This window comes from Caballeronia sp. INML3B (genome assembly GCF_023631305.1).
Lineage (GTDB): Bacteria > Pseudomonadota > Gammaproteobacteria > Burkholderiales > Burkholderiaceae > Caballeronia > Caballeronia turbans.
In genome coordinates this window covers 197814-214675 of the sequence record NZ_JALQDI010000015.1, presented here as the reverse complement: position 1 = coordinate 214675, position 16862 = coordinate 197814, and the positions used below count along the sequence as shown (strand labels likewise).

Annotated in this window: 14 protein-coding genes; 13 read left to right on the top strand and 1 reads right to left on the bottom strand. The window is 62.2% G+C overall.

What is annotated here, in order from left to right; translation table 11 throughout:
* The first annotated feature begins 268 nt into the window (after positions 1-268).
* The 4 genes from carA to NCS58_RS10080 all read left to right on the top strand — a co-directional run bounded on the left by carA (position 269) and on the right by NCS58_RS10080 (position 5802).
* A complete protein-coding gene (gene carA, locus NCS58_RS10095; protein WP_061121004.1) occupies positions 269-1411 on the top strand; it encodes a glutamine-hydrolyzing carbamoyl-phosphate synthase small subunit in 1143 nt (380 codons plus the stop codon).
* 31 nt (positions 1412-1442) lie between these two features.
* Complete coding sequence (gene carB, locus NCS58_RS10090; RefSeq protein ID WP_061120980.1) at positions 1443-4697, top strand: carbamoyl-phosphate synthase large subunit; 3255 nt, start codon at positions 1443-1445, stop codon at positions 4695-4697.
* A 113-nt stretch (positions 4698-4810) separates the two neighbouring features.
* On the top strand, positions 4811-5287 hold the full coding sequence (gene greA / locus NCS58_RS10085) for a transcription elongation factor GreA (protein WP_061120979.1): 477 nt from the start codon (positions 4811-4813) through the stop codon (positions 5285-5287).
* Complete coding sequence (locus tag NCS58_RS10080; RefSeq protein WP_250538363.1) at positions 5287-5802, top strand: DUF4149 domain-containing protein; 516 nt, start codon at positions 5287-5289, stop codon at positions 5800-5802. The genes greA and NCS58_RS10080 overlap by 1 nt, the downstream gene beginning before the upstream one ends.
* A gap of 57 nt (positions 5803-5859) precedes the next feature.
* On the opposite strand, the gene NCS58_RS10075 is transcribed toward NCS58_RS10080, so the two are convergent.
* The gene (locus tag NCS58_RS10075) at positions 5860-6396 is read right to left on the bottom strand and encodes a YhbY family RNA-binding protein (RefSeq protein WP_250538362.1); all 537 of its coding nucleotides are present in this window, start codon (positions 6394-6396) and stop codon (positions 5860-5862) included.
* 283 nt (positions 6397-6679) lie between these two features.
* On the opposite strand from NCS58_RS10075, the gene NCS58_RS10070 reads away from it, so the two are divergent.
* The 9 genes from NCS58_RS10070 to phoU all read left to right on the top strand — a co-directional run bounded on the left by NCS58_RS10070 (position 6680) and on the right by phoU (position 16846).
* The gene (locus NCS58_RS10070) at positions 6680-7342 is read left to right on the top strand and encodes an RlmE family RNA methyltransferase (RefSeq protein ID WP_061120976.1); all 663 of its coding nucleotides are present in this window, start codon (positions 6680-6682) and stop codon (positions 7340-7342) included.
* A gap of 185 nt (positions 7343-7527) precedes the next feature.
* Positions 7528-9414: an ATP-dependent zinc metalloprotease FtsH gene (gene ftsH, locus NCS58_RS10065; protein ID WP_061120975.1), complete on the top strand. Its 1887-nt coding sequence runs from the start codon at positions 7528-7530 to the stop codon at positions 9412-9414.
* A 198-nt stretch (positions 9415-9612) separates the two neighbouring features.
* Positions 9613-10485: a dihydropteroate synthase gene (gene folP / locus NCS58_RS10060; protein WP_250476865.1), complete on the top strand. Its 873-nt coding sequence runs from the start codon at positions 9613-9615 to the stop codon at positions 10483-10485.
* 115 nt (positions 10486-10600) lie between these two features.
* A complete protein-coding gene (glmM, locus tag NCS58_RS10055; RefSeq protein ID WP_061120973.1) occupies positions 10601-11962 on the top strand; it encodes a phosphoglucosamine mutase in 1362 nt (453 codons plus the stop codon).
* Positions 11963-12184: 222 nt separating this feature from the next.
* Positions 12185-13216, top strand: coding sequence for a phosphate ABC transporter substrate-binding protein PstS (gene pstS, locus NCS58_RS10050; protein ID WP_061120972.1), 1032 nt, complete (start codon positions 12185-12187; stop codon positions 13214-13216).
* Between the two features lie 125 nt (positions 13217-13341).
* Positions 13342-14325, top strand: a complete 984-nt coding sequence (gene pstC / locus NCS58_RS10045; RefSeq protein WP_061120971.1) for a phosphate ABC transporter permease PstC — start codon at positions 13342-13344, stop codon at positions 14323-14325.
* Entirely contained in the window at positions 14325-15212 is an 888-nt protein-coding gene (pstA, locus tag NCS58_RS10040; protein WP_250538360.1) for a phosphate ABC transporter permease PstA, read from the top strand. The genes pstC and pstA overlap by 1 nt, the downstream gene beginning before the upstream one ends.
* Before the next feature lie 15 nt (positions 15213-15227).
* The gene (pstB, locus tag NCS58_RS10035; RefSeq protein ID WP_061120969.1) at positions 15228-16103 is read left to right on the top strand and encodes a phosphate ABC transporter ATP-binding protein PstB; all 876 of its coding nucleotides are present in this window, start codon (positions 15228-15230) and stop codon (positions 16101-16103) included.
* A gap of 38 nt (positions 16104-16141) precedes the next feature.
* Positions 16142-16846: a phosphate signaling complex protein PhoU gene (gene phoU / locus NCS58_RS10030; protein WP_061120968.1), complete on the top strand. Its 705-nt coding sequence runs from the start codon at positions 16142-16144 to the stop codon at positions 16844-16846.
* Positions 16847-16862: the final 16 nt, after the last annotated feature.

Below are 16862 nucleotides of genomic sequence, written 5' to 3'. Positions count from 1 at the left end.
CGAAGGTTTGAGCATATCAACCCGCACCCTAGCGCCTACCTCCCATTCACCGTCGTTCGCTGCGCACGAACTGCGCGCCGCACGCCGCCGATCGCCTGCTTGAATCCTTCGTTGCCACGCGCAAGCGTGCCGGTTCGAGCCACGATGCGCGCCCCGCGAGCCGCCGCTTTCACTGCGAAGGAAACCCCTCGTTCTTCGAGCGACGGGAGGCCAAGCCTGAATTTCGGACAGACAGGTCGGTAACAGGGTGTTCCCCAAGGAGCTTCCCGTGTTGCCGTCATTTTCCCCCGCACTCCTCGCACTTGCCGACGGCACGGTCTTTCGTGGTCAATCGATCGGCGCGCCCGGTTCGACGATCGGCGAAGTGGTGTTCAACACCGCCATCACCGGTTATCAGGAAATCCTGACCGATCCGAGCTATGCCCGCCAGATCGTCACGCTGACCTATCCGCACATCGGCAACTACGGCGTGAACGCCGAAGATGTCGAAGCCACCAAAGTCCATGCCGCCGGCCTCATCATTCGTGATCTGCCGGTGCTCGCATCGAACTTCCGTTCCGAGCAAAGTCTCTCCGACTATCTGAAGGCCCAGGGCGTCGTCGCGATCGCGGGCATCGACACGCGCAAGCTCACGCGCATCTTGCGCGAGAAGGGCGCGCAAAACGGCTGCATTCTCGCCGGCACCGATGACGAAGCGAAGGCGCTCGGCCTCGCGCGCTCGTTCCCGGGTCTTGCGGGCATGGACCTCGCAAAGGTCGTGTCGACGGAAAAGAACTACGAGTGGACGCAGACCGAATGGCGGCTCGGCAGCGGCTACGGCAAGCAGGAAGCGCCTAAATTCCGCGTTGTCGCATTCGACTACGGCGTGAAGTTCAATATCCTGCGCATGCTTGCCGAGCGCGGTTGCCACGTGACCGTGCTGCCGGCGCAATCGAGCGCCGCCGACGCGCTCGCGCTCAATCCGGACGGCATCTTCCTGTCGAACGGCCCGGGCGACCCGGAACCGTGCGACTACGCGATCCGCGCCACGCGCGAGTTCATCGAGCGCGGCATTCCGACCTTCGGCATCTGCCTCGGCCATCAGATCATGGGCCTCGCCGTCGGCGCGAAGACCATGAAGATGAAGACGGGCCATCACGGCGCGAACCATCCGGTGAAGGACATGGAAGACGGCCGCGTCGTCATCACGTCGCAGAACCACGGCTTCGCAGTCGATGCCTCGACGTTGCCCGCCAACGCGAAGGTCACGCACGTCTCGCTCTTCGACGGCACGCTGCAAGGTTTCGCGCTCACGGATAAGCCCGCGTTCTGTTTCCAGGGCCACCCGGAAGCGTCGCCCGGCCCGCACGACATCGCGTATCTGTTCGACCGCTTCATCAAGCTGATGGAGTCGGCGAAGGTCGCCGCTTAAAAGTACCGAACATATATATTCGAGAGCAGTTATGCCGAAGCGCACAGACATCAAGAGCATCCTCATCATCGGCGCGGGCCCGATCATCATCGGCCAGGCGTGCGAGTTCGATTATTCGGGCGCACAAGCCTGTAAAGCGCTGCGAGAAGAAGGCTATAAGGTCATCCTCGTCAACAGCAATCCAGCGACGATCATGACCGATCCGAACACGGCCGACGTGACCTACATCGAGCCGATTTCGTGGGAGGTGGTCGAGCGCATCATCGCGAAGGAGCGCCCGGACGCGATCCTCCCGACCATGGGCGGACAGACCGCGCTTAATTGCGCGCTGGACCTGTTCCACCACGGTGTGCTCGAGAAGTACAACGTCGAACTGATCGGCGCATCGCCCGAAGCGATCGACAAGGCGGAAGACCGTCAGAAGTTCAAGGACGCGATGACGAAGATCGGCCTCGGTTCGGCCAAGTCGGGCATCGCGCATTCGATGGAAGAAGCGCTCGCGGTTCAGGCCCAGATCGCCGAGGCGACGGGCAGCGGCGGCTATCCGACCGTCATTCGTCCTTCGTTCACGCTGGGCGGCTCGGGCGGCGGCATCGCGTACAACAAGGAAGAGTTCGAGGAGATCTGCCGCCGCGGTCTCGATCTTTCGCCGACGCGCGAACTGCTGATCGAAGAATCGCTGCTTGGCTGGAAAGAGTACGAGATGGAAGTCGTTCGCGATAAAAAGGACAACTGCATCATCGTATGCTCGATCGAAAACCTCGACCCGATGGGCGTGCACACGGGCGACTCGATCACCGTCGCGCCCGCGCAGACGCTGACCGACAAGGAATATCAGGTGCTGCGTAACGCGTCGCTCGCGGTGCTGCGCGAGATCGGCGTCGATACGGGCGGCTCGAACGTGCAGTTCGCGATCAATCCGAAGGACGGCCGCATGGTCGTCATCGAGATGAACCCGCGCGTGTCGCGCTCGTCGGCGCTGGCATCGAAGGCGACGGGCTTCCCGATCGCGAAGGTCGCCGCGAAGCTCGCGTGCGGCTACACGCTCGACGAACTCAAGAACGAAATCACGGGCGGCCAGACGCCGGCATCGTTCGAACCGACGATCGACTATGTCGTGACGAAGGTGCCGCGCTTCGCGTTCGAGAAATTCCGCGAGGCCGATTCGCGCCTGACGACGCAGATGAAGTCCGTGGGCGAAGTGATGGCAATGGGCCGCACGTTCCAGGAGTCGTTCCAGAAGGCGCTGCGCGGTCTGGAAGTGGGCGTCGACGGTCTCGATGAAAAGACCACGAGCCGCGACGAAGCGATCCGCGAAATCGGCGAGCCGGGCCCGGACCGCATCTGGTATCTCGGCGATGCATTCCGTCTCGGCCTCACGATGGACGAGATCTTCGAAGAGACGTCGATCGATCCGTGGTTCCTCGCGCAAATCGAACAGATCATCCTGAAGGAAAAGGCGCTCGAAGGCCGCACGCTCGCGAGCCTCACGAAGGACGAGCTGCTGTATCTGAAGAAGAGCGGCTTCTCGGACCGCCGTCTGGCGAAGCTGACTGGCTCGACGCAGGACGACGTGCGCAAGAAGCGCCATGAACTGAAAGTGCGCCCGGTCTACAAGCGCGTGGACACGTGCGCGGCCGAATTCGCGACGAAGACCGCCTACATGTACTCGACCTACGAGGACGAGTGCGAAGCGAATCCGACCGACAAGAAGAAGATCATGGTGCTGGGCGGCGGCCCGAACCGGATCGGGCAGGGCATCGAGTTCGACTATTGCTGCGTGCATGCCGCGCTCGCGATGCGCGAGGACGGCTATGAAACCATCATGGTCAACTGCAATCCGGAAACCGTGTCTACCGACTACGACACGTCCGATCGTCTGTACTTCGAATCGCTGACGCTCGAAGACGTACTCGAAATCGTCGATCTCGAAAAGCCGGTCGGCGTGATCGTGCAGTACGGCGGACAGACGCCGCTCAAGCTCGCGCTCGATCTCGAAGCGAATGGCGTACCGATCATCGGCACGTCGCCGGACATGATCGATGCCGCCGAAGACCGCGAACGCTTCCAGCAGCTTCTGAAGGATCTCGATCTGCGCCAGCCGCCGAACCGCACGGCGCGTGCGGAAGACGAAGCGTTGAAGCTCGCGGAAGAAATCGGCTATCCGCTCGTCGTGCGCCCGTCGTACGTGCTGGGCGGCCGCGCGATGGAAATCGTCCACGAGCCGCGCGACCTCGAACGCTATATGCGCGAGGCCGTGAAGGTATCGAACGACTCGCCGGTGCTGCTCGACCGCTTCCTCAACGACGCGATCGAATGCGACGTCGACTGCATCTCCGATGGCGACGACGTGTTCATCGGCGGCGTGATGGAGCACATCGAACAGGCGGGCGTGCACTCGGGCGACTCGGCTTGCTCGCTGCCGCCGTACTCGCTGTCGAAGGAAACCGTCGACGAACTGAAGCGGCAAACCGCCGCAATGGCGAAGGCGCTGAACGTCGTCGGCCTGATGAACGTGCAGTTTGCGATCCAGCAAGTGCCGCAGGACGATGGCTCGAAAAAGGACATCATCTACGTGCTGGAAGTGAATCCGCGCGCATCGCGCACGGTGCCGTACGTGTCGAAGGCAACGGGCCTGCCGCTTGCGAAGATCGCCGCGCGCGCGATGGTCGGTCAGAAGCTCAAGGCGCAAGGCGTCACGAAGGAAGTGATTCCGCCGTACTTCAGTGTGAAGGAAGCCGTGTTCCCGTTCGTCAAGTTCCCGGCGGTCGATCCGGTGCTCGGGCCGGAAATGCGTTCGACCGGCGAAGTGATGGGCGTGGGCCGCACCTTCGGCGAAGCGCTCTTCAAGTCGCAGCTTGCGGCCGGCTCGCGTCTGCCGGAATCGGGCACGGTGCTGCTTACGGTGATGGACGCAGACAAGCCGAAGGCCGTCGAAGTCGCGCAGATGCTGCATGAGCTCGGCTATCCGATCGTCGCGACCAAGGGCACCGCGGCTGCGATCGCGGCGGCGGGCGTGCCGGTGAAGGTCGTGAACAAGGTGAAGGACGGCCGTCCGCACATCGTCGACATGATCAAGAACGGCGAGATCGCGCTCGTGTTCACGACCGTCGACGAAACGCGCGCCGCAATCGCCGATTCGCGCTCGATTCGCATGAGCGCGCAGGCCAACAAGGTCACCTACTACACGACCATGTCGGGCGCGCGCGCGGCGGTCGAGGGCCTGCGTTATCTCCGCGATCTGGAAGTCTATGATTTACAAGGGCTGCATGCTCGCCTAAACTAAGGCTTCGATTACCAGTCTAAGCATCACGAGCCGCGGTTAAGCGGCGTCTCCTTTTATAGGGAGATGCGCTTAACCGCGGTAATTTTTTTGACGAAATTGTTTGTGAGTGGTCTATGAGCACGATTCCTTTGACGAAGCGCGGCGCGGAGTTGCTGCGCGACGAATTGCAGCGCCTGAAGGCCGTGGAGCGTCCGGCGGTCATCAACGCGATCGCGGAGGCCCGCGCGCAAGGCGACTTGTCGGAAAACGCGGAATACGATGCCGCGAAGGAAAAGCAGGGTTTCATCGAGGGCCGCATCGCTGAGATCGAGTCGAAGCTCGCTGCCGCGCAAGTGATCGACCCGACGCAGGTCGAGGCCGAAGGTCGCGTGGTGTTCGGCGCGACGGTCGAGCTGGAGGACCTGGAGTCGGGCGACATGGTGACGTATCAGATCGTCGGCGATGACGAAGCGAATATCGATCACGGTCTCATTTCGGTGAGCTCGCCGATCGCGCGCGCGCTCATCGCGAAATCGGAAGGCGACGTGGCGTCGGTGCAGGCTCCGAGCGGCGCGCGCGAGTATGAAATCATTGCAGTGCGTTACGTCTGATGGAGCACCGGCTCTTTCGCACCATCAGCATGGTCTGGGTCGGTAGCTTGCTGACCCTGGGCTTCGTCGCCGCGCCCGTCCTCTTTTCGATGCTCGACCGCACGTCGGCGGGCTCGGTAGCGGCGCAACTCTTCAGGATCGAGGCGATCATCGGCGTGGTCAGTGCGCTCGTGCTCATTCTGCTCGGCAATCGCTTTGTGAAAAGCGGCATCGTCGACTACAAGCGCGTTCGGTGGATCGTCGCGGTGATGCTTCTCTGCGTGCTGGTCGGCTACTTCGCGCTGCAGCCGTTCATGAACTCGCTACGCATGGCAGCGCAGGAAGCGGGCACCGATCTCGCGAGTTCGCCGTATGCGAAGGAGTTCGGCATACTGCACGGCATATCGAGCGCGATCTATGTGATCGAATGCCTCTTCGGCATTGCGCTGGTGTGGCGCCTGCCGGGTGCGGCGCCGGCCAAGATCGTGCCGAAGAAAAATTCGGCCAAGGTGGCGGCGAAGCGGGCGCGAAGCTGAATCGCATTCGTTACAGGGCGGCGCGTGCGTTGAAGTGGAATCGCACGCGCCGTTTGATCACTTCACGTCCTGATGCTGGCGTTTCGAGCTGGTCTGACGCTTTTTCGCGCGCTTCACGTTGCCACCAGCGGTGACGCGTTCATTACCCAGCACCTTCAGCGTCTGCTTTTTCGGCTTCTTGAAGGCAGGCGCGTCACGCGTGATTTTCACTGCCTTGACGACGCGCGGCGCACGGCCCCTGGTCGGGCGGTCGGCGGCTTCGCCTGCGCTCGGCGGCATCGTGCTGCGCGTGCGGGTGGCGCGACTTTTCGGCGCGGCGCCTTCAGGTCTCCAGATCACGAGCAGCTTGCCGATATGCTGGATGGGCGCGGCGTTCAGGCGATCGCAGATTTCGTCGTAGATCCCGACACGCGTTTCGCGTTCGTCGCCGAACACGCGGACTTTGATGAGATGGTGCGCTTCGAGGTGCACGTTGATCTCTTTCAGCACGGCATCGGTCAGACCCTCCGCGCCGACGAGCACGACGGGCTTGAGCGCATGGGCCTGGGAACGCAGATCGGCGCGCTCGGCGGGGGAGAGTTTAAGAGCTGGCATGTGAAATTTGGGACTCGACTAAAATGTGGGCGGCGTGAGGTACGCTCGCGAGGCGGTTTGAACACGCTGAAGCGAAAGCGCATGGCTTCGCGCCGGATCTGCGGCGCATCGATCGCGCCATCGCCCACCAGAAACAGAACAGGCCGGATGCCGGGTACGGCGCACGTAAGCGTCCGAGGGCCGGTCCGGCCGACAAGACGCGTATTATCCGCTAAAAGCATCGCGCGATGCAGCAAAATACGCACCGGGCGCGCTGTCAGCGCGCCACATGAGCTCAGTTTGAATGGCAAAGAACCGTTTTAATCAATCGTGGTTGCATGACCACATCAACGATCCCTACGTGAAGATGGCGCAGCGCGAAGGCTATCGCGCGCGCGCCGCGTACAAGCTTAAGGAGATCGACGAGCAGGACAAGCTCATCAAGCCGGGGCAGGTGATCGTCGATCTCGGCTCGACGCCCGGAAGCTGGAGCCAGTACGCGCGCAACAAGCTCGCGCAGGGCGCGAAGCGGGACGTCGAGCGCGAGGGCGGTATCGACGGGACGATCATCGCGCTCGATATCCTTCCGATGGAGCCGATTGCGGACGTCACGTTCATTCAGGGCGACTTCCGCGAGGACGAAGTGCTCGCCCAACTCGATGAAATCGTGGGGGAGCGGCAAGTGGACCTTGTAATCTCGGACATGGCCCCCAACCTCTCTGGCGTAGCGAGTGCGGATGCCGCGCGCATCGAGCATCTCTGCGATCTGGCGCTGGAGTTCGCGCAGAACCATCTGAAACCGGAAGGTGCGCTGCTTGTCAAATGTTTTCATGGCAGCGGTTACAGTCAGATCGTCGAAAAGTTCAAGCACCAGTTCAAAGTGGTGGCGCCGCGCAAGCCCAAGGCCTCCCGTGACAAATCGTCGGAGACTTTTATTCTCGGGCGGCGGCTCAAGCACCCGAACTGAAAGGCCCGCTCCGCTAATTTGGCGAATTTCTGCGATATTTGCGCGGATTATGCCGAAAATTACGGGTCAGCCGCTATTTGTGCGGTAGATAAACCTTATGGCAGGGGTTAGCGGTCTGGATTAGAATGCTTTGGTGGCGTCGCAAGGTTTATGTAGGCGCCCGTCTATGAGTGAGGAGTGGTGCTTTGAACAACAATATGTTCTCTAAAGCGGCAGTGTGGCTCGTGATCGCACTGGTGCTGTTTACGGTGTTCAAGCAGTTCGATAAGCCCCGCGTCCAGGAAGGTGTGTCCTATTCGCAGTTCATGGACGACGCGAAGAACGGCAAAGTGAAGAACGTTACCGTTCAGGGCCGCAATCTCACGGTCACTCCGGCGGACGGCCAGAAATACCAGATCGTGTCGCCCGGCGACATCTGGATGGTCGGCGATCTGATGAAATATGGCGTTCAGGTCAGCGGCAAGGCTGACGATGAACCGAATGCGCTCGTCTCCGCGCTGTACTACCTCGGGCCCACGATCCTGATCATCGGGTTCTGGTTCTACATGATGAGGCAGATGCAGGGGGGCGGCAAAGGCGGGGCGTTTTCATTCGGGAAGTCGCGAGCGCGACTGATCGACGAGAACAACAACGCAATCAATTTTACCGACGTCGCGGGCTGCGACGAAGCCAAGGAAGAAGTGTCGGAACTGGTGGACTTCCTGCGCGATCCGCAGAAATTCCAGAAGCTGGGCGGGCGCATACCACGCGGCGTGCTGTTGGTCGGCCCTCCGGGTACCGGCAAGACGCTGCTCGCACGCGCCATCGCGGGCGAAGCGAAGGTTCCGTTCTTCAGCATCTCGGGTTCTGATTTTGTCGAAATGTTCGTCGGTGTCGGTGCGGCCCGTGTGCGCGACATGTTCGAGCAGGCGAAGAAGCACGCGCCGTGTATCGTGTTCATCGACGAAATCGACGCGGTCGGTCGCCATCGCGGCGCCGGTATGGGTGGCGGCAACGACGAGCGCGAGCAGACACTGAATCAGATGCTCGTCGAAATGGATGGCTTTGAGGCGAACTCGGGCGTCATCGTAATCGCGGCAACGAACCGTTCGGACGTGCTCGACAAAGCGCTGCTCCGCCCGGGCCGCTTCGACCGTCAGGTGTATGTCGGTCTGCCGGATATCCGCGGTCGCGAGCACATCATGAAGGTGCATCTGCGCAAGGTGCCGATCGCGAACGACGTGGACGCATCGGTCATCGCACGCGGCACGCCGGGTTTCTCGGGCGCTGACCTGGCGAACCTCGTGAACGAAGCTGCGCTGTTCGCGGCGCGCCGCGGCAAGCGCATCGTCGAAATGCAGGACTTCGAGGATGCGAAGGACAAGATCTTCATGGGTCCGGAGCGCAAGTCGGCGGTCATGCGTGAGGAAGAGCGTCGCAATACGGCCTATCACGAGTCCGGTCACGCGGTGGTGGCGAAGTTGCTTCCGCATGCCGATCCGGTTCACAAGGTCACGATCATGCCGCGTGGCTGGGCGCTTGGTGTCACCTGGCAGTTGCCGGAGCATGACCGCGTGAACCTGTATCGCGACAAGATGCTCGAGGAAATCGCAATCCTGTTCGGCGGTCGCGCAGCAGAAGAAGTCTTCCTGAACTCGATGTCGACCGGCGCTTCGAACGACTTCGAACGCGCAACCAAGATGGCACGCGACATGGTCACGCGTTACGGGATGTCGGATGTGCTCGGCACGATGGTCTACGTCGACACCGAACCGGACGGCATGTTCGGCAAGCTCGGCTCGAAGACGGTGTCCGAAGCCACGCAGCAGAAGGTCGATGCGGAAATCCGCCGCATCCTGGACGAACAATATGCGCTCGCCCGTAAGCTGCTGGAAGACAACCGCGACAGGGTTGAAGCGATGACCAAGGCGCTCCTCGAGTGGGAAACCATCGACGCGGAGCAGATCAGCGACATCATGTCGGATCGTCCGCCGCGTCCGCCGAAGAATCTGCCGCCTCCGTCGGGCGATACGCCGCCGGGTGGCAGCAGCGGCACCGAGGTCAAACCGGGCAACGCGCCGGCAACGGCCTAAGTTCCCTGCGTCCGTTCATGGGCCGGTGTGCTTTGCACGCCGGCCCATTTTCACTTCTCGGCACAGTTTTAATGAGATGCTGAACGTAGCGCCGCGCGACTCCCATTCGCCTCAAATTGAATTCAGGCCAGACGCCTTGCGACAGCCCGTCCGCCAATCCTGATCTCTGCTTCGCTCCCACTCGCTTCGACCACACCAATGTCTTCCCCGCTTCCAGCAGCGCCGCTCCAGTGCGGCCGCTTCATGTTGACCTTCGAGCGCCCGCTCGTCATGGGCATTCTCAACGTTACGCCGGATTCGTTCTCCGACGGCGGCCGCTTCGTGTCGCGCGATGCCGCGCTCGCACGCGCCGAGCAGATGCTTGCCGATGGCGCCGACATGATCGACATCGGCGGCGAATCCACGCGTCCGGGCGCGCCGCCCGTGCCGCTCGACGAGGAACTGCAGCGCGTCGTGCCGATCGTCGAGGCGCTGCGCGCCATGCAGGTGCCGCTCTCCGTCGATACCTATAAGCCTGGCGTCATGCGTGCCGCGCTCGAGGCCGGCGTGGACATGATCAACGATATCTGGGGCTTGCGTCGGGAAGGCGCGCTGGATGCCGTCAAAGACAGTAACTGCGGACTGTGCGTGATGCATATGCTCGGCGAGCCGCGCACGATGCAGCTTCACGATCCCGTGTACGACGACGTCGTCGCCGACGTGCGCGCGTTCTTCGCGGAGCGCGTCGCTGCGCTCGCGCACGCGGGCATCGCTGCATCGCGCGTCAGTTTCGATCCGGGCTTCGGGTTCGGAAAGACGGTCGAGCATAATTACGCGTTGCTCGCGCACATCACGGCCACGTTGCCAGCAGGGACGGACTTTCCGTTGCTCGCAGGCATGTCCCGGAAATCGATGCTCGGCGCGGTCACCGGACGCGGCGCCGGCGAGCGGCTCGCGGCAAGCGTCGCGGGCGCAGTCTGCGCGGCCGAACGGGGTGCGGCGATTATCCGCGTGCACGATGTCGCGGAGACCGTCGATGCGCTGAAAGTCTGGCAGGCCACAAAGAATGCTGCCAGGAATGGGCATCATTGACACCTGGCCTCATTCATCAGGAAGTTAGGCGCAGGCGCGCGTCTATAGAATTCATCAACTAGAAATCGCGGTCCGATGACAAGCGCCATACGGCCGCGAGGAGGGTCAAGCAACAATGACACGTCAATACTTTGGAACGGACGGCATCCGCGGACGCGTAGGCGTCGCGCCGATCACGCCGGACTTCGTACTCAAGCTCGGCTACGCGGCCGGCAAGGTGCTGGCGGGCGCGGACCGCGCCCAGCAAAAAAAAGGCAATCGTCCGACGGTGCTGATCGGCAAGGACACGCGCGTGTCGGGCTACATGCTCGAAGCCGCGCTGGAGTCGGGTTTTTCGGCGGCGGGCGTCGATGTCATGCTGGCCGGCCCGATGCCCACGCCCGGCGTCGCATACCTGACGCGGGCGCTGCGCTTGTCAGCGGGCGTCGTGATCAGCGCGTCGCACAATCCGTATGACGACAACGGCATCAAGTTCTTCTCCGCGGACGGCAACAAGCTGCCCGACGAAGTCGAGCTCGACATCGAGCGCCAACTCGAGCAGCCGATGGAATGCGCGCCGTCCGAACGTCTGGGCAAGGCGCGGCGTCTTGACGACGCGGGCGGGCGTTACATCGAGTTCTGCAAGAGCACCTTCCCCGCGAGCTTCGACCTGCGCGGGCTGAAGCTCGTCGTCGATTGCGCGCACGGCGCCGCGTACGACGTCGCACCGCACGTGTTCCACGAACTCGGCGCGGAAGTCGTGTCGATCGGGGTGTCGCCCAACGGCTTCAACATCAACGATGGCTGCGGTGCGACCGCGCCCGACGCGCTCGTGCGCGCCGTGCTGGAGCACAAGGCCGACCTCGGCATCGCACTCGATGGCGACGCGGACCGCTTGCAGATCGTCGATTCGACCGGCCGTCTCTTCAACGGCGATGAATTGCTCTACGTGCTGGTCAAGGACCGCATCGCGACCGACGGAAAAGTGGAGGGCGCCGTCGGCACGCTGATGACCAACATGGCCGTCGAAGTGGCGCTGAAGGAAGCCGGCGTGCAGTTCGTGCGGGCGGCGGTCGGCGACCGTTACGTGCTCGAGAAGCTCCGCGAAAACGGCTGGCTGCTGGGCGCAGAAGGTTCGGGTCACATCCTGTCGCTCGACCGTCACTCGACCGGCGACGGCATCGTCTCGGCGCTTCTCGTTCTGGCGGCGATCCAGCGCAGCGGCAAGTCGCTTGCCGAATTGCTGCACGGCGTGAGCCTGTTCCCGCAGAAGCTCATCAACGTGCGCATGAAGGCGGGCGCGGACTGGAAAGGCAGCGACGCGATCCGCCGCGCGGTCGAGCAAGCCGAGCGTTCCCTCGAATCGCACGGCCGGGTCTTGATTCGCGCATCGGGAACCGAACCGGTCTTGCGCGTGATGGTTGAAGCGTCGGCGCAGAAGGATGCGGTTCGCTACGCGGAAACGATTGCGCAAGTCGTGAAAGAGGCGACTTCGTAGGCGTTTACTGAAGTTCGTCATCATCGCTGAAAGCGGGCCGCGGCCCGCTTTTTTATTTGCGCCGGCACCTTGACAAGTCGAGCGTGATCTAACTTTCAAGGCGTAAGGCGAATGACACGGTGGCTTCACGAAAAGTCATATTACTGTCACAGACTCCTCCTATATTTCGCGTTGTCGTCTCACACGCATACACGACACACGCTCATAACCCTGGAGGTTTCAATGAAATTGATGCAAACCGCGCTGGCCGGCGTAATTGGCGCCCTGTTCGCCATCTCCGCGCAAGCCGCCGACATCACCGGCGCGGGTTCTACCTTCGCAGCTCCGATCTACACCAAGTGGGCGGACGCCTACCAGAAAACCGGCGGCGGCAAGGTGAACTACCAAGGCATCGGCTCGTCGGGCGGTATCAAGCAAATCATCGCGAAGACGGTGGATTTCGCGGGCTCTGACGCTCCGCTGAAAGATGAAGAACTCGCGAAGGACGGCCTGTTCCAGTTCCCGACGGTGGTTGGCGGCGTCGTGCCGGTGATCAACGTGCCGGGCGTGAAGGCCGGTGAAGTGACGCTGTCGGGTCAGGTGCTCGGCGACATCTACCTCGGCAAGATCAAGAAGTGGAACGACCCGGCGATCGCCGCGCTGAATCCCAAGGTCAAGCTGCCGGATACGGACATCGCCGTGGTCCGTCGTGCCGACGGCTCGGGCACCAGCTTCATCTGGACGAACTACCTGTCGAAGGTCAACACCGAGTGGAAGTCGAAGGTCGGCGAAGGCTCGACGGTGAACTGGCCGACGGGCACGGGCGGCAAGGGCAACGACGGCGTCGCGGCCTTCGTGCAGCGTCTGCCGGGCGCGATCGGCTACGTCGAGTGGGCGTACGCGAAGCAGAACAAGATGACCTACGTCGGCATGAAGAATTCGGCCGGCACGGTCGTCGAGCCGAAGACGGACACGTTCAAGGCGGCGGCCGCCGGTGCGGACTGGTCGAAGTCGTTTTACCAGATCCTGACGAACGAGCCGGGCCAGAACGCATGGCCGATCGTCGGCGCAACCTTCGTGCTGCTGCACGCGACGCAGGAGAAGCCGCAACAAGGCACCGAAACGCTGAAGTTCTTCGACTGGGCGTTCAAGAACGGCGGTCAGGCTGCGAGCGATCTCGATTACATCTCGCTGCCGGATTCGGTCGTCGCCGAAATCAAGACGCAATGGAAGGCGAAGGTCAAGGATGCGTCGGGCAAGTCCGTTGCTGAGTAAGCGCAGTACTCATAGCTGGAAACTGTCCTAAGCTTCTGAAGCCTGGACGGTCAGTAACAAGGAAAGCCGCGTGGCTGGCCGTAACGCCGCCGCGCGGTCTGACACGTAGCGAAACCAAGGTTGCCATGTCGGACACCAACTTAGCGTCGGCAGTGCCGGCGGCGCAGACACAGCGCGCGCCGAGCCGTATCGGTGACATCATTTTCGGCGGCGTGACACGGCTCGCGGCCGTCATCACGCTGCTTCTGCTTGGCGGCATCATCGTTTCGCTGATCGTCGCGTCGATGCCGACCATCCAGAAATTCGGCTTCTCGTTCCTCTGGCGCTCGGAGTGGGATCCGCCCAGCGAATTGTTCGGCGCGCTCGTGCCGATCTACGGCACCGTTGCGACCTCGATCATTGCGCTCATCATCGCCGTGCCGGTGAGCTTCGGCATCGCGCTTTTCCTGACGGAGCTGTCGCCCGCATGGCTGCGCCGGCCGCTGGGCGTCGCGATCGAGCTGCTCGCGGCGATTCCGTCGATCGTCTACGGCATGTGGGGCTTGCTCGTGTTCGCGCCGATCTTCGCGCAATACTTCGAGAAGCCCCTCGGCCATCTGCTCGGTGATGTGCCCGTCATTGGCATGTTCTTCCAGGGCGCGCCGATCGGCATCGGCATCCTGTGCGCGGGCGTGATTCTCGCGATCATGATCATCCCGTACATCGCCTCCGTGATGCGCGACGTATTCGAAGTCACGCCTGTCCTGCTGAAGGAATCGGCGTACGGCATCGGCTGCACGACCTGGGAAGTGATGTGGAAGATCGTGCTGCCCTACACGCGCGCCGGTGTGATCGGCGGCGTCATGCTCGGCCTCGGCCGCGCACTCGGGGAGACGATGGCCGTCACGTTCGTCATCGGCAATACGAACCTGCTCGACAACGTATCGCTCTTTTCGCCCGGTAACAGCATCACTTCCGCGCTCGCCAACGAGTTCGCGGAAGCGAGCCCGGGCCTGCATACCTCGGCGCTGATGGAACTCGGTTTGATCCTTTTCGTGATCACGTTCTTCGTGCTCGCGCTCTCGAAGCTGATGCTGCTTCGCATGGAACGCGGGGAGGGTCGTAAATAATGAGCCGTCCCGCTACCTTCAGTCACGACCCGGACCGCGTGCAGGCCACGCGCAAGAAGCTGCAAAGGCGTCGCCGCGCCACCAACGCAGTCGCGCTGACGCTTTCCCTCGCCGCGATGGCCTTCGGCCTCGTCTGGCTCATCTGGATTCTCTATACGACGCTCAGGCTCGGCATCGGCGGTTTGTCGATCGATCTCTTCACGCAATCGACGCCGCCGCCGAACACCGATGGCGGCGGTCTCGCCAATGCGATCGTCGGCTCGCTGATGCTCGTCCTCCTCGCGACGTGCGTCGGCACGCCGCTCGGCATCCTTGCGGGCGTGTATCTCGCGGAATACGGCCAGAAGCGCTGGCTCGCGAGCGTGACGCGCTTCATCAACGACATTCTGCTGTCGGCGCCCTCGATCGTCGTCGGTCTTTTCGTGTATGCGATCGTGGTGGCCAAGGCGGGCCGCTTCTCGGGCTGGGCCGGGGTGATCGCGCTGGCTCTGCTGCAGATTCCGATCGTCATCCGCACGACCGAGAACATGCTGAAGCTCGTGCCTAACGCACTGCGCGAAGCCGCGTTCGCACTCGGCACGCCGAAGTGGAAGATGGTGATGTCGATCACGCTGAAGGCGTCGGTCGGCGGCATCGTGACAGGCGTGCTGCTGGCGATCGCGCGTATCGCCGGCGAAACCGCGCCGCTGCTCTTCACGGCGCTGTCGAATCAATTTTTCTCGTGGGACATGAATCAGCCGGTGGCAAACCTGCCGGTGACGATTTACAAGTTCGCGATGAGTCCGTTCCCGCAGTGGCAATCGCTCGCGTGGGCCGGTGTGTTCCTGATTACGCTCGGCGTGCTGGGTCTGAATATCCTGGCGCGTGCGATCTTCTCGAAGAAATAAGGGCGGAGTGATTCCATGAATATGGTCGAAAGTGGTGTCAACCACCTGAATTCGAAGGTTGAAGCAGCGCCGGTCGAGCGCGGCCCGGTGCCGGGCAGCGTGCGTCCGACGCATGCTTCGCAGCCTGCCGATTCCATCAAGCCGAAGATCGAGGTGAAGAACCTCAACTTCTTCTACAACAAGTATCACGCGCTTAAGAACATCAACCTGCGTATTCCGGAGAAGAAGGTGACGGCCTTCATCGGTCCTTCGGGTTGCGGCAAGTCCACGCTGCTGCGCACGTTCAACAAGATGTACGCGCTCTATCCGGAGCAGCGCGCCGAAGGCGAAATCCTGATGGACGGCGCGAACCTGCTCGACACCACGCGTGACATTTCGCTGTTGCGCGCGCGCGTGGGCATGGTGTTCCAGAAGCCCACGCCGTTCCCGATGTCGATCTACGACAACATCGCGTTCGGCGTGAAGATGTTCGAGCAGCTTTCGCGCTCGGAGATGGACGATCGCGTGGAATGGGCGCTCACCAAGGCCGCGCTCTGGACCGAAGTGAAGGACAAGCTGCAACAGAGCGGCTACGGTCTGTCGGGCGGCCAGCAGCAGCGTCTTTGCATCGCGCGCGGCATCGCGATCCGCCCGGAAGTGCTGCTGCTCGACGAGCCTTGCTCCGCGCTCGACCCGATTTCGACGGGGCGCATAGAAGAGCTGATCGCCGAACTGAAAAGCGATTACACGGTTGTCATCGTCACGCACAACATGCAGCAGGCGGCGCGTTGTTCGGACTACACTGCCTATATGTACCTCGGTGAATTGATCGAGTTCGGCGATACCGAAAAGATCTTCATCAAGCCGGCCCGCAAGGAAACGGAAGACTACATCACGGGCCGCTTCGGCTGAACGTCAGCCAGGTCAACAGAAAGGCATAAGGAGCATACATGTCCGATAAACATCTCTCGAGCCAGTTCGACGCCGACCTCAACGCGGTGTCGTCGAAAGTGCTGGAAATGGGCGGTCTGGTCGAGTCGCAGATCATCAACGCGATGCAGGCGCTGAACGAATTCGATATCGGCATCGCGGATCAGGTGATCGCGGCCGAAGCGCGCCTGAACACGATGGAAGTCGAGATCGACGAGGAGTGCAGCAACATCATCGCGCGCCGTCAGCCGGCTGCGCGCGACCTGCGTCTGCTCATGGCGATCTCGAAGACGATCACGAATCTCGAGCGCGCCGGCGACGAAGCCGAGAAGATCGCCAAGCGCGTGAAGCGCATCAACGAAGACGGCGCGGGCCGCACGGTGAACATCGCCGAGATCAAGCTCTCGGGCGAGATGGCGGTGTCGATCCTGCGCCGCGCGCTCGATGCGTTCGCGCGTCTGGACACGGTGGCCGCCGCGCAGATCGTGCGCGACGACAAGGCCATCGACGACGAATTCCGCGCCTTCGTGCGCAAGCTCGTGACCTACATGATGGAAGATCCGCGCACGATCTCCGCGGGCCTCGACTATCTGTTCATCGCGAAGGCGGTGGAGCGCATCGGCGATCACGCGAAGAACATCGCCGAGTTCATCATCTATATCGTGAAGGGCACGGACGTGCGCCATGTCTCGCGCGACCAGCTCGAGCGCGAGGCGCTCAGCTGATCGGCCGCGCGCAATC

What these genes read in the sequence shown, in the direction of transcription:
- carB (WP_061120980.1), top strand. Translation starts at nt 1,443, where the DNA reads ATGCCGAAGCGCACAGACATCAAGAGCATCCTCATCATCGGCGCGGGC.
- greA (WP_061120979.1), top strand. Translation starts at nt 4,811, where the DNA reads ATGAGCACGATTCCTTTGACGAAGCGCGGCGCGGAGTTGCTGCGCGAC.
- NCS58_RS10080 (WP_250538363.1), top strand. Translation starts at nt 5,287, where the DNA reads ATGGAGCACCGGCTCTTTCGCACCATCAGCATGGTCTGGGTCGGTAGC.
- NCS58_RS10075 (WP_250538362.1), bottom strand. Translation starts at nt 6,396, where the DNA reads ATGCCAGCTCTTAAACTCTCCCCCGCCGAGCGCGCCGATCTGCGTTCC.
- NCS58_RS10070 (WP_061120976.1), top strand. Translation starts at nt 6,680, where the DNA reads ATGGCAAAGAACCGTTTTAATCAATCGTGGTTGCATGACCACATCAAC.
- folP (WP_250476865.1), top strand. Translation starts at nt 9,613, where the DNA reads ATGTCTTCCCCGCTTCCAGCAGCGCCGCTCCAGTGCGGCCGCTTCATG.
- glmM (WP_061120973.1), top strand. Translation starts at nt 10,601, where the DNA reads ATGACACGTCAATACTTTGGAACGGACGGCATCCGCGGACGCGTAGGC.
- pstS (WP_061120972.1), top strand. Translation starts at nt 12,185, where the DNA reads ATGAAATTGATGCAAACCGCGCTGGCCGGCGTAATTGGCGCCCTGTTC.
- pstC (WP_061120971.1), top strand. Translation starts at nt 13,342, where the DNA reads ATGTCGGACACCAACTTAGCGTCGGCAGTGCCGGCGGCGCAGACACAG.
- pstA (WP_250538360.1), top strand. Translation starts at nt 14,325, where the DNA reads ATGAGCCGTCCCGCTACCTTCAGTCACGACCCGGACCGCGTGCAGGCC.
- pstB (WP_061120969.1), top strand. Translation starts at nt 15,228, where the DNA reads ATGAATATGGTCGAAAGTGGTGTCAACCACCTGAATTCGAAGGTTGAA.
- phoU (WP_061120968.1), top strand. Translation starts at nt 16,142, where the DNA reads ATGTCCGATAAACATCTCTCGAGCCAGTTCGACGCCGACCTCAACGCG.